The organism is Sporolactobacillus pectinivorans (assembly GCF_002802965.1).
Lineage (GTDB): Bacteria > Bacillota > Bacilli > Bacillales > Sporolactobacillaceae > Sporolactobacillus > Sporolactobacillus pectinivorans.
Window position 1 is genome coordinate 434,173 of the sequence record NZ_NXGA01000001.1, and the last position, 12,862, is coordinate 447,034.

Below are 12,862 nucleotides of genomic sequence, written 5' to 3' on the forward strand. Positions count from 1 at the left end.
TTCATACTACAGCATCCATGCAAGTGACAGGGTATAATCTGAGTATCGTTTATAACATACATACCTTTTGATCGGACATTAGCGTGGCACTTCGATGTTTCGCATCCTGTGTTCTTCCGCAGTCGATAAGTTGGGAAATGAATGAAGATGCACTTTTATAAACCTATAGAAATTGCCGGAGAGCTTCACATCAATCAAAACCACCCCTGTGAAATGACCCCCTGAAGTTGGACAATAAAAATCCAACTTCAGGGGGTTTTACTACGACAAGGTATTCAAACGATTTTAAGCTTAAGGTAGTCAGTGAGTATCTTGGTGGAATGGGGAGTACGTCGTTGTGCCATAAATATCATATTCCTTCCAAGAAAACAGTTTTAAATTGGGTCCATCATTATCAGACAAACGGTCTATCAGGAATCAAAAGTTATGATCGAAGAACGGAATGTTATACCTTACAATTTAAATTAAAAGTATTAAAGTGGATGGAGGAGAACCATTCATCACTCGATAATACCGCCTGTCACTTCAATATTTACTCCCCTTCCACTTAGACAATGCCTAGATGGAAAGTTTCTTTCACATCATGAAGGCTGATACAGTAAATGCTCATAACTATCAGACTCGGGAAGAACTGGAAACGGCCATGCGTGAATGGATTAAGTACTATAATAAAACCAGAATCAAAGAAAAGCTCGGTGGCCTGAGTCCGATTGACTACCGGATTTCGACTACCGAGCAAGCAGCTTAAAAACTATGTCCAACTTTTGGGGTTCAGATCACCCATGCTGGTGCAAGGTGTGGGTTTTTCAACAAGCCCAATCAATCTTTCTTATTTCAAGAAACTTACATCTTTTAACTTTTTTTTCGATATCGACCACCAAATGTTAAAACAAAAGCAACAATAAGCTCAACTATAAGGATAGCATCAGTCACCAATGAACTAAGCTTAAAAACATATTTAGTTAAAAGCCAAGCCACGATCAAAGCTCCAATAATCGTATAATAAAAGGCACCAGAGAACACTCTCATTGCAATCACCACCTAGTTTCTAAAAATTTTTCACTTATATTTCACTTATAATATACCTCATAATTTTCATAAGTACCCGGCCCCATGGGTGGTAAATAGTAAATATATTTTATATAAACTCCCTACCAACTTCGCCACCTCGGGGCTGTCGGCCAAAAAAGAGCCGACCCATGCTGGCACAAGGGTAGCTCTGTTTCATTAAAAATTTGTTTCTTGAAATAAAGCTTGACAGGCTTAGAAGAAATCATTGTCTCCTCAATACTGACTAGAAGTAAGTAGGAGGCTTTTTTACATAATTATTTTTTTTTACCCGTTGGCACAAATACAATATACAAGATGCACATAGGAATAACTATTCGATATACTGTTGATGCAGAAATTATGTTGAAATACGAAATTGTAAGAAGAAAAACAGCGATGATAGTTATGGCTATTCTAAGAAGTAGGAAACCCTTTTCCATAATTAATCCTCTCTAATCATTGCCAATGTATGTTGCTAATACCATTAAGTTCACCAGCGCCTGAAAGGGTTCCAAGCTCTACCAACCATATGTTCACATCAAATCTAATTCCACCTGGTGCAATACCAATAGCAACTCCTAGAGTACTAACAATTTTAGCAACAATTGGTTGTGGAATCCAAATACCTCCAATAGTAACGCCTGTGCCTATATGTTGAAGTGTACTACGGGATAAATATACTCTTGCCTTATGATATTTTAATGGTAACTCTTTCTTAGTATTCTTTCACCGAAAACTTGTTGCGTGGTGACCGCAAAAAAATTGCGCGATCTCCGCAAAACCACGCAAAAAAATTGCGTGGTTAAGGAAGCCAAAGGCAGACCTTTATGCAAGCGACTCTCTTAATATAGCAGACTGACTGAAGAAAATTTGTCTATCTAAGTGGCTGACCTTATTTGAGCTCATAAAAAACATACTAACCTTAATGGTGCAGAGAAGTGCGACGGTATTTCCTGCACCACTTTTGTTTTATAGTGGTGGTGAAGCATAAGGCCGCGGGTCTTTTGGGCACTGGATGCCGAAACAAAAACGGGCCGCTTCACCGGTTTCACTGCAGTCTGTTCTAAGTATGTGGGACTCCAGAAGTCGTGTTTTGAAAATGAGATGGGTGAAATGTACGGTGAAAAGCTTCAAATCATGATAAGAAGGGATTGGAATTGAAAACAAAAGCAGTAATTGGTCTTGATATAAGTTCACAGACCTCGGAAGTAGCGGTGATGACCGATCGTCAGCTTGTTGATCATTTTAAAATCACCAATGACGCTATCGGCTTTCAAAGTCTCGTGTCGACCATTCAAAAATTCGCTCAGATACCGGCCATTATTTTCGAAGCGACCGGTGTGTATTCCCGTCGTCTGAAAGCCTTACTGGATGATCACGGCTATCGGTATACACAACTGAATCCGCTTCTGGCGAAGATGCAGATGGATCGACTCCATCCGAATAAAACAGATTCGAACGATGCTCGCCGGCTAGCCGAAACCGAATTCCAACTGAACCGACCGCAGACGGATGTTCAGGCGCCGGTGTACGCCCAACTGAAGGATCTTCACCGCTTCTATCAAGCAGCTCACGAGCGATAACGTTCAGGCGAAGAACCGGCTTCACCGCGTTTTACAGCTTACCTTCCCTGAATGGGAACGAATGACTCTGAGCCATACTGAACCGCTCTACTATCATTTAGTCAAAATATTCCCCCAGCCACAGATGGTTTGCGATCATTCACTTGTCAAAGTGACAGAACAGATCCTCCAGTCCACGCCGAAACACATCGGACGTCAGCGTACCGAGCGGTTGGTCAAACAGTTGATCCTATGTGCAGCACGCTCTTATCCGGCCGTCCCCAACGACTCGCCAGTGGTGAAACAGGCTGTCTACTGGGCCGATCAGATTCTAATGCTCTCCGCCCAGCGAAAAGCGGTGATTGAGGAGATGAAACAGCGAGCCGAAACGCTCCCGGAATACTCCATTTATCTCAGTTTGCCTGACTTTGCGGTCACAACGGCCGTACCGGTCATCGCTGAACTGGGGGGATCTGCGCCGCTTCGATTATCCGAATCAAATCAACGCCTACATCGGCATCGACCTTCGTCACTACGAGTCTGGTCAGTACACGCTGCCGATACTATTAGTAAGCGGGGTGATGCCCTGGCACGGAAAATCCTGTACCGATCCATCGGGACTATTGCTTCCGTCGCCCGCTATCATCCCAATCACATTAATGATTATTACCAACGCAAAAAGCAATCCCCCGGCACCAGTTCCAAGAAGATTGCCATTGCGGCGGTACATCGATTGATTCGGACCGTATACTTCCTAGTGACGCATAATCAAACGTATGACTATGGCCTCGCCACCAGAAGATAGCCTATCTGTACCTTTATATCATAATCGTCTGGCTGAAAAAAGACACCTAGTCAGGCCTAGTTTGGTATACATTTTTTTGCACGGAAGTCCTTGAGAATTTCTCCATCCACCAATTATTTTACTCAAGGGCTTGACTAATGGTAGAAAAAAGACGCAATCAGCGCATTTCCAAGTGTTCTAAGTCTTCGTAGTATGAACCCTTCACCCGGTCAAACCACTCCACGACATTTGTACCCTCACAGGTGGGTTGATGCTTGAATTTACGAGAAATGTCCATGCGTGTATTTCTCTGGATCAGCTCTTTGTTTTCCCTCTCAAGCCGATCAGATTGGTTTCTAAACGTTTCACTCGCTTTTGCCACCAAAAAAAAAGCCTCGAAGGTCTTTTCGGTCCAATACGGCGACCTCACGACTGTTTCTGAGGACACACACTGTTTTGTACTTCACCGGAATGCGGTGAAGCCGGTCACCCAGCATACCGGTTTTTTCGGTAGCTGCCTTAACCGTGCTGAGATTCTTTTCTTCACGGGCGATCGACGTCTGTAATTCGCCCAAGGTTTCCGTGGATTCCTCGATCTGAGTCGTGATCTTCTGAACCGTCTGCAAGGCTGCTGTATGCTGCGCTGTGAGCTGAATTTCCTGAGCCGCTCGTACAAGCCAGTACCTTCGTCACCTTTTTGATATCCCGCTGTTTCTGCGCTCCAGTGCTGATCAGTGCATTCACAGCCTTTTCTGTTTCAGCCAGGCTGCTCTTTTTTCAACCAGCGTTTTTTCGGCCTCGACAGCCTTTTCCTGCGCTAATTCTGCACGGATTTCTGCCTGCTTCGCCTTGTAGTCTAATTCGTCCAAGTGCTCATTTCTCGATTGCCTTTTTTCCACGTCGAAGCCCTGTTGCTGCAGGTGCTCCGGTAGAGCTTTCTGCAAGTCCTGAAGCTCCTTATGATTGAAAATCCGCTTGGCCGACAGCTTATGGTCGGCCGTGATCAGTACCACGCCTAAATGCATGTGAGGCGTAGTTTCGTCCAGATGAACCGAAGCAAACACCACGTTTTTTTCACCATATCGCTCTTTGAAAAAATCCGTGGCTGCCTGAAAATACTGAGCGGCCTTTCCACTCGCTCTTGCTTCCATTGGGTCAAGGATATAGCTGCTTCTTTCCGGATCATCGAACAGTTCCGGACTGGCGCTAACAATGAAGCGGCACACCCTTACCGCATCTTTCCGAATGGCCTGGTTGGTCTCGACCCCTTCGACAATTCGGGTGTCGATTTTATTCGGGTAAGAAATTTCATACGCGTTGACCAGGCCATAGTTCAAATAGGAGTATTGCGTGTTGATGTCCTTGTTCGCGTGATTTTCCGTTTCTCGTTGATTGTGCCGTTGCAAGCTGCCCAAGTTTCCGGCACCGTACTTTTCCATATGACACACCACAAAAGCCATGAACGAGCATCTCTTTTTTCGGCAGCTCTTCCAAGTAAAGTATAGGTAAATATACTTCACTCCGTGGAGCTTGCGCTCTGCGAGGCTCTCCCGGCAAAAGCCAGGGCTTGCCTTCGGCAGGGAGTGATGTCCAATCACTACTCTGACAAAAAAGGCTTTGTGAGGAATTTAAAAATTCCTCACAAAGCCTTTTTAAAATCCATACTTATCTCCAACTGTAATCCCAATGACTGAAAACATTTACTGTTGCTGTTTTATAGTTATTCATAGGAACTGGGGCCGCTCCAGTTCCACCAAGTACCATATATTCTCGTTGTGTTACAGTGTATACATTATATACTGAACGAAAAATAATTTGCCTGTGTACCTTGTTGGGAATATAGATGGAATAACTTGTACCATAAGTCTTGGTTACATTAAGTGTAACTCCTAAAGAAGCGGCAATTGTTCCTGCTCCTACAGGATATTGCCCTGATATTGTATTAGTAAATCCTCTATCTACAGAAGTAGAGTCGCTTAAGGTTAATGTAGCAGGTCCATCTCCAGAAGGACCTGCTCTCCAACCACTATAATGGGTTGCAGTGTATTTTTTACCAGTAATTTTCCACTCATAATAATAAACAATTATTTGTGGACTAAAATGTGATGAGCTATTTTCATCAACAGGTCTATAGAAGTTGCCGTCGTTGTTCAGATTTACCAGTGGTGCTTTTTCATAGTCAACAGAACCTGAGGCATACGCCTCTGTAACGGAACTTGTTGCGATTAAAAAAATGGCCAACAGTGTTGAAATAAAAAATACTTTTTTCAATTTGTTGTTTCTCCTTTCTAAAGCGTCAAAATAGTCGATGTGAACGTTGCGCATGCTGAAAGTAGACAAATTTCTACTCCGGATCTTTAATCGGGCTTTTTAATTTCAAGATAAATATATATGACAAGAAACACAGCAGAAATAATTAGCGGTGCAAATGTAGCTACATTAATAATTCCTAAATTACTGGATAACCACTTGTAAACTGCGTTGGGCTGATTTAAAACAAAATCTGGATTTTCCGCTAAAAATAGTGCTCTATTTATAAATAAAAAAAAGAAAAACACAAACAATGATTTGATAGAACATTCTAATAGTTCGAAATATTTCAAGTGTTCATCCCCTATCATTTAACTTTATGTTGTTTACAATTTTATAATAAAATATACTATCGAGCCTTGTTTATACGATGTTCGATAATCAACGATACAATCAAAACAATCACCAGAAACGAAAGAAATGTAAACTGAAACAATGGAAATGTGATCGCAAATACAGCAATACATGAAGCCACAATAAGATACTTGTTATACGGCTTTAGTCGCTTTCGCATCCGAATCGAAAACACCAATCCTCCGATTACAATCAGTATGATACCTATCAATGGCGTATAATTCATAGGCTCCTCCTTTCTTTATCGAGATTAAAAAAACCTTTAATTTTCGTAAACCTCAACCGTCAGCTGAAATCACAGTCTTTTCTTTCACCAGATACCAGATATACAATCAATCATAAGATCCTAGGATATTCCTAATAGTAACATCTTTCTATTATTCTTTCACCGAAATTTTTTTGCGGTAACCACGCAATTTTTTTGCGTTATTACCAAATAATGGAACGTTTTTAAGAAACTATTATCATTCTGCATCAATTCTATTTTCAATTACAAAATCACGTAATTTTTCAAACTAATATGCCACTTAGCCATGACATCGAACGTGCCATTTGCCACTTCGTCATCACCAGTAACACTTACAAGTAATTGGACTTAGTCGTCAGCAATTTTACGGCATTCATCGACTGATTGAGTCTTGCGAAGTGCTTGGGCTAATGTGAGGAGCTTTCTTTAGTGATAAATATTCCGGGTACGACAAGAAGCATTCTCCGTTTCCGGAAAATGCTTCTTGTATTCATTNAATGTGAGGAGCTTAGTGATAAATATTCCGGGTACGACAAGAAGCATTCTCCGTTTCCGGAAAATGCTTCTTGTATTCATTTGCCTGGCAGTGACCTACTCTCACAGGGGGACAGCCCCCCACCCCCATCGGCACAGAAGAGCTTAACGGCCGTGTTCGGGATGGGAACGGGTGTGACCTCTTCGCTATAACCGCCAGACTAAATACCCGGCTCGAACGAGCCTTCAAAACCGGTAACGAACGAAACAAGCGCCTTGTCTTCCACAGACTGACCGTCTGGGTTAAGCCCTCGGCCGATTAGTATCTGTCCGCTCCACGCGTCACCGCGCTTCCACTCCAGACCTATCTACCTCATCATCTCTGAGGGGCCTTACTGGTTTGAAACCATGGGAAATCTCATCTTGAAGGGGGCTTCATGCTTAGATGCTTTCAGCACTTATCCCGGCCACACATAGCTACCCAGCGTCTGCTCCTGGCGGAACAACTGGAACACCAGCGGTGTGTCCATCCCGGTCCTCTCGTACTAAGGACAGCTCTTCTCAAATTTCCAACGCCCGCGACGGATAGGGACCGAACTGTCTCACGACGTTCTGAACCCAGCTCGCGTACCGCTTTAATGGGCGAACAGCCCAACCCTTGGGACCTACTTCAGCCCCAGGATGCGATGAGCCGACATCGAGGTGCCAAACCTCCCCGTCGATGTGAACTCTTGGGGGAGATAAGCCTGTTATCCCCAGGGTAGCTTTTATCCGTTGAGCGATGGCCCTTCCATGCGGTGCCACCGGATCACTAAGCCCGACTTTCGTCCCTGCTCGACTTGTGGGTCTCGCAGTCAAGCTCCCTTGTGCCTTTACACTCTGCGAATGATTTCCAACCATTCTGAGGGAACCTTTGGGCGCCTCCGTTACCTTTTAGGAGGCGACCGCCCCAGTCAAACTGCCTACCAGACACTGTCTCCGGACCGGATCACGGTCCCGGGTTAGAATGCCGGTATCGTCAGGGCAGTATCCCACGGGCGCCTCCCCCGAACCTAGCGGTCCGGCTTCTCTGGCTCCTGCCTATCCTGTACAAACGATACCCACATCCAATATCAAGCTGCAGTAAAGCTCCATGGGGTCTTTCCGTCCTGTCGCGGGTAACCTGCATCTTCACAGGTACTATAATTTCACCGGGTCTCTCGTTGAGACAGTATCCAAATCGTTACACCTTTCGTGCGGGTCGGAACTTACCCGACAAGGAATTTCGCTACCTTAGGACCGTTATAGTTACGGCCGCCGTTTACTGGGGCTTCGATTCAAAGCGGCTCCCCGAAGGGATGACCTCTCCTCTTAACCTTCCAGCACCGGGCAGGTGTCAGCCCCTATACTTCACCTTGCGGTTTCGCAGAAACCTGTGTTTTTGATAAACAGTCGCTTGGATCTTTTCACTGCGGCTCTCTGGGCCCGAAGGCCCGTCGAGCACCCCTTCTCCCGAAGTTACGGGGTGATTTTGCCGAGTTCCTTAACGAGAGTTCTCCCGAGCGTCTGAGAATTCTCTTCTAGCCCACCTGTGTCGGTTTCGGTACGGGCGCCGTGACACTCGCTAGAGGCTTTTCTTGGCAGTGTAGGTACAGGCCCTTCGGTACTCTATTTCCCTCCTCATCACCGCTCGGCTTCCTGCAGCGGGATTTGCCTCGCTGCCGGCCTCACGGCTTGAACGCACTCTTCCATCCGTGCGCTGGCCTTGCCTTCCTGCGTCCCCCCATCACTCAAACGTGTCTTGGCGGTACAGGACTTTCCACCTGTTGTCCATCGCCTACGCCTCTCGGCCTCGGCTTAGGTCCCGACTAACCCTGAGCGGACGAACCTTCCTCAGGAAACCTCAGGCTTTCGACGGAGGAGATTCTCACTCCTCTTTTCGTTACTCATACCGGCATTCTCACTTCCAAGCGCTCCAGCCCACCTTCCGGTGAACCTTCTACGCCCTTGGAACGCTCCCCTACCATGACCCATCGGGTCATCCGCGACTTCGGTGCTGTGTTTGAGCCCCGTTACATTTTCGGCGCAGCGCCACTCGACCAGTGAGCTATTACGCACTCTTTAAATGGTGGCTGCTTCTGAGCCAACATCCTGGTTGTCTGGGCAACGCCACATCCTTTCCCACTTAACACACACTTGGGGACCTTAGTCGGCGGTCTGGGCTGTTTCCCTTTCGACGACGGATCTTATCACTCGCCGTCTGACTCCCGGACGTAAGCGCCTGGCATTCGGAGTTTGACTGAACTCGGTAATCCTGTGGGGACCCCTTATTCAATCCGTGCTCTACCTCCAGGCCTCACGCGTCCGAGGCTAGCCCTAAAGCTATTTCGGGGAGAACCAGCTATCTCCGTGTTCGATTGGCATTTCACCCCTACCCACACCTCATCCCCGCATTTTTCAACATGCGTGGGTTCGGGCCTCCATTCAGTGTTACCTGAACTTCACCCTGGACATGGGTAGATCACACGGTTTCGGGTCGGCAACCCTAAACTCATTCGCCCTCTTCAGACTCGCTTTCGCTGCGGCTCCGCCTCTTCAGCTTAACCTAGCTTAGAATCGCCACTCGCCGGTCCATTCTACAAAAGGTACGCTGTCACCCCCCGAAGGGGGCTCCAACTACTTGTAAGCACACGGTTTCAGGATCTCTTTCACTCCCCTTCCGGGGTGCTTTTCACCTTTCCCTCACGGTACTGGTTCACTATCGGTCACTGGGGAGTATTTAGCCTTGGGAGACGGTCCTCCCTGCTTCCGACGGGGTTTCTCGTGTCCCGCCGTACTCAGGATCCACTCCGGAGGACGCGCCGCTTCGGCTACAGGGCGTTTGCCTTCTCTGGCCGGCCCTTCCAGGCCGTTCGCCTGCTGCGCGTCTTTCTGACTCCATGTGGAGTGTCCTACAACCCCAGGGGGCAAGCCCCCTGGTTTGGGCTGTTTCCGTTTCGCTCGCCACTACTCAGGAAATCGCATTTGCTTTCTCTTCCTCCGGGTACTGAGATGTTTCAGTTCCCCGGGTCTGCCTTGACGCGCCTATGGATTCAGCGCGCCATCCTGCCCGTTCGGGCAGGGGGTTCCCCCATTCGGAAATCTCCGGATCTCAGCTGACTTACAGCTCCCCGGAGCTTATCGGAGTTCGTTCCGTCCTTCATCGGCTCCCAGTGCCAAGGCATCCACCGTGCGCTCTTTAAAACTTAACCACTCGATCAAAGACGCCATCTTTGATGCTCGGTCGTTATGGAATGACTTGACTTGTTGCTTGTTTCTTTCGTTATCCAGTTTTCAAGGATCGTCCCACGCCCCCGAAGGGACGCCGGGTCTGAAGGAATGCTTCCTTCAAAACCAAACAAAAGCCCAAACGCTTCGCTGAGTCTCTTTTTCCTTAGAAAGGAGGTGATCCAGCCGCACCTTCCGATACGGCTACCTTGTTACGACTTCACCCCAATCATGGGTCCCACCTTCGGCGGCTGGGTCCATAAAGGTTCCCGCACCGACTTCGGGTGTTATCCACTCTCGTGGTGTGACGGGCGGTGTGTACAAGGCCCGGGAACGGATTCACCGCGGCATGCTGATCCGCGATTACTAGCAATTCCGGCTTCATGCAGGCGGGTTGCAGCCTGCAATCCGAACTGGGGGCGGCTTTATGGGATTGGCTCAACCTCGCGGTCTCGCAGCCCTTTGTACCGCCCATTGTAGCACGTGTGTAGCCCAGATCATAAGGGGCATGATGATTTGACGTCATCCCCACCTTCCTCCGGTTTGTCACCGGCAGTCACCCTAGAGTGCCCAACTCAATGCTGGCAACTAAGGTCAAGGGTTGCGCTCGTTGCGGGACTTAACCCAACATCTCACGACACGAGCTGACGACAACCATGCACCACCTGTCACTCCGTCCCCCGAAGGGGAAAGCCTGATCTCTCAGGCGGTCGAAGGATGTCAAGACCTGGTAAGGTTCTTCGCGTTGCTTCGAATTAAACCACATGCTCCACTGCTTGTGCGGGCCCCCGTCAATTCCTTTGAGTTTCAACCTTGCGGTCGTACTTCCCAGGCGGAATGCTTAATGTGTTAACTTCAGCACTAAGGGGTTGGACCCCCCTAACACCTAGCATTCATCGTTTACAGCGTGGACTACCAGGGTATCTAATCCTGTTTGCTCCCCACGCTTTCGCACCTCAGCGTCAGTAACAGACCAGAGAGCCGCCTTCGCCACCGGTATTCCTCCACATCTCTACGCATTTCACCGCTACACGTGGAATTCTACTCTCCTCTTCTGTACTCAAGCTCCCCAGTTTCCAATGGCCGCTTGCGGTTGAGCCGCAAGATTTCACATCAGACTTAGGAAGCCGCCTGCGCGCGCTTTACGCCCAATAATTCCGGACAACGCTTGCCACCTACGTATTACCGCGGCTGCTGGCACGTAGTTAGCCGTGGCTTTCTGGCCGGATACCGTCACTGCAAGAGCATTTCCTCTCTCACTCATTCTTCTCCGGCAACAGAGCTTTACGATCCGAAAACCTTCTTCGCTCACGCGGCGTTGCTCCATCAGACTTTCGTCCATTGTGGAAGATTCCCTACTGCTGCCTCCCGTAGGAGTTTGGGCCGTGTCTCAGTCCCAATGTGGCCGATCACCCTCTCAGGTCGGCTATGCATCGCGGTCTTGGTGGGCCGTTGCCCCGCCAACTAACTAATGCACCGCGGGCCCATCTGTAAGCGATGGCCGAAACCATCTTTCAACCCTGCACCATGCGGTGCAGCGTGTTACCCGGTATTAGCTCCCGTTTCCCGGAGTTATCCCCGTCTTACAGGCAGGTTGCCCACGTGTTACTCACCCATCCGCCGCTCACTTCCGGGGGCAAGCCCCCTTCCGTGCGCTCGACTTGCATGTATTAGGCACGCCGCCAGCGTTCGTCCTGAGCCAGGATCAAACTCTCCAAAAAATACTCTTCCAGGAAGCCGAAGCTTCCGCTTATTTCTTTTTCGTTCTGTCGATCCTCAGCAAAAATTTTGAATTGACTTAAGGGTTTCACCCTTTAAATCACGCTTGGCTTTTGTTCAGTTTTCAAGGAACATTCCGCATCGCTTCTTGTTAGCAGCAACTCTTATATGATAGCATACTGTATCGAAGAAGTCAATACCTTTTTTCAATCACCATTTCGGCGACAAGAAATATTATATTACTCTCTTAATCTCTTGTCAACAATTAATTTTAATTTGAAAAACACGGCAAGACATATAGTAGCATCCCGCCGTTTATTCGTCAATAGCTTATTTATTTTTCCGTACCTAATCATTCAGACTCATCATTCAGACTCCAGTCGTATACCTGATTAGAACAAGCGCCGCGACACCTGGAATCCCAAGCAATCCGCTGACAGACGCCGTCGCAATATTAATGGGAATGTGCAGACTGAATGATTGACCGACAACATTAAGCAGAAAGAGAAAAAAAACACCGATCAACAAACGTACCGCCAATCTCCCAATCCACCGCAGAGGATGAAAGGAAGTCCCGAAAACAGTCATCAAAAAGAGCAGAACAACAAATCCGGCCATAACGAACAGAAAAGTAGTCAAAGGAACAACCCCCTTTTACTTTGCGACCCTTCAAAAAGGTGACTTAAGCAGAGACACATTCAGCCGCAGAACAGTCACATCAAGCGAATTACAGGATGACGGCAGTACAAAAAGCACTTCCCTCACAAGAAATCCACCTAGCGATTCCTCCTGCCTTTTAAAAGTATATGGGGGGCCTGTCCTGAATAGAACAATCAGTTCTCTACATGGATCTTCAGTTCGCGGACTTCTTTCAATAGAAAAAGATACCTAGTTTCCGCAAGTTTCAGTTGATACATAACTTCCTCTGAAGGATCGATACTGGGCTCAATGACGTCCCGTTTTGTCATCCAGTCCCGTTTACAACGTGTTAACGATTCAAGAAGCGAATCCGTTATTTCCTTCCTCAACAATCCTTTTTTTCTTCCAAACATAGCAAGCATCCTCCAGATTAATGCGTGGCCCGTTACCCCGGGAAACATCAGTCAAATTCTAATT

Annotated in this window: 9 protein-coding genes and 3 rRNA genes; 4 read left to right on the forward strand and 8 right to left on the reverse strand. The window is 47.4% G+C overall.

Going from position 1 to position 12,862, the window contains the following annotated elements:
- The first annotated feature begins 227 nt into the window (after window positions 1-227).
- From COP04_RS20665 to COP04_RS20870, 4 genes are all read left to right on the forward strand, one after another.
- Complete coding sequence (locus COP04_RS20665) at window positions 228-551, forward strand: helix-turn-helix domain-containing protein (RefSeq protein ID WP_100486526.1); 324 nt, start codon at window positions 228-230, stop codon at window positions 549-551.
- An 11-nt stretch (window positions 552-562) separates the two neighbouring features.
- Window positions 563-748: an IS3 family transposase gene (locus COP04_RS02350; protein ID WP_100486527.1), complete on the forward strand. Its 186-nt coding sequence runs from the start codon at window positions 563-565 to the stop codon at window positions 746-748.
- Between the two features lie 1,459 nt (window positions 749-2,207).
- Entirely contained in the window at window positions 2,208-2,633 is a 426-nt protein-coding gene (locus tag COP04_RS20090) for an IS110 family transposase (protein WP_204988007.1), read from the forward strand.
- A gap of 61 nt (window positions 2,634-2,694) precedes the next feature.
- On the forward strand, window positions 2,695-3,417 hold the full coding sequence (locus COP04_RS20870) for a hypothetical protein (RefSeq protein WP_204988008.1): 723 nt from the start codon (window positions 2,695-2,697) through the stop codon (window positions 3,415-3,417).
- 344 nt (window positions 3,418-3,761) lie between these two features.
- On the opposite strand, the gene COP04_RS02360 is transcribed toward COP04_RS20870, so the two are convergent.
- From COP04_RS02360 to COP04_RS02405, 8 genes are all read right to left on the reverse strand, one after another.
- Window positions 3,762-4,022 carry a hypothetical protein gene (locus COP04_RS02360; RefSeq protein ID WP_100486528.1) on the reverse strand — a complete coding sequence of 87 codons (261 nt, stop codon included), beginning with the start codon at window positions 4,020-4,022 and terminating at the stop codon, window positions 3,762-3,764.
- A gap of 114 nt (window positions 4,023-4,136) precedes the next feature.
- On the reverse strand, window positions 4,137-4,856 hold the full coding sequence (mobV, locus tag COP04_RS02365; RefSeq protein WP_100486529.1) for a MobV family relaxase: 720 nt from the start codon (window positions 4,854-4,856) through the stop codon (window positions 4,137-4,139).
- 205 nt (window positions 4,857-5,061) lie between these two features.
- Window positions 5,062-5,667 (reverse strand): hypothetical protein, encoded by a 606-nt coding sequence (locus COP04_RS02370; RefSeq protein WP_100486530.1) that lies wholly within the window; start codon window positions 5,665-5,667, stop codon window positions 5,062-5,064.
- Between the two features lie 1,218 nt (window positions 5,668-6,885).
- Window positions 6,886-7,002 (reverse strand): 5S ribosomal RNA (gene rrf, locus COP04_RS02385).
- A 78-nt stretch (window positions 7,003-7,080) separates the two neighbouring features.
- Window positions 7,081-10,011, reverse strand: a 23S ribosomal RNA gene (locus COP04_RS02390).
- Between the two features lie 186 nt (window positions 10,012-10,197).
- A 16S ribosomal RNA gene (locus COP04_RS02395) occupies window positions 10,198-11,748 on the reverse strand.
- The 16S, 23S and 5S rRNA genes sit together here, the layout of an rRNA operon.
- 367 nt (window positions 11,749-12,115) lie before the next feature.
- Entirely contained in the window at window positions 12,116-12,364 is a 249-nt protein-coding gene (locus tag COP04_RS02400) for a pro-sigmaK processing inhibitor BofA family protein (RefSeq protein ID WP_193437443.1), read from the reverse strand.
- Between the two features lie 215 nt (window positions 12,365-12,579).
- Window positions 12,580-12,798, reverse strand: a complete 219-nt coding sequence (locus COP04_RS02405; RefSeq protein WP_100486534.1) for a YaaL family protein — start codon at window positions 12,796-12,798, stop codon at window positions 12,580-12,582.
- Window positions 12,799-12,862 lie beyond the last annotated feature (64 nt).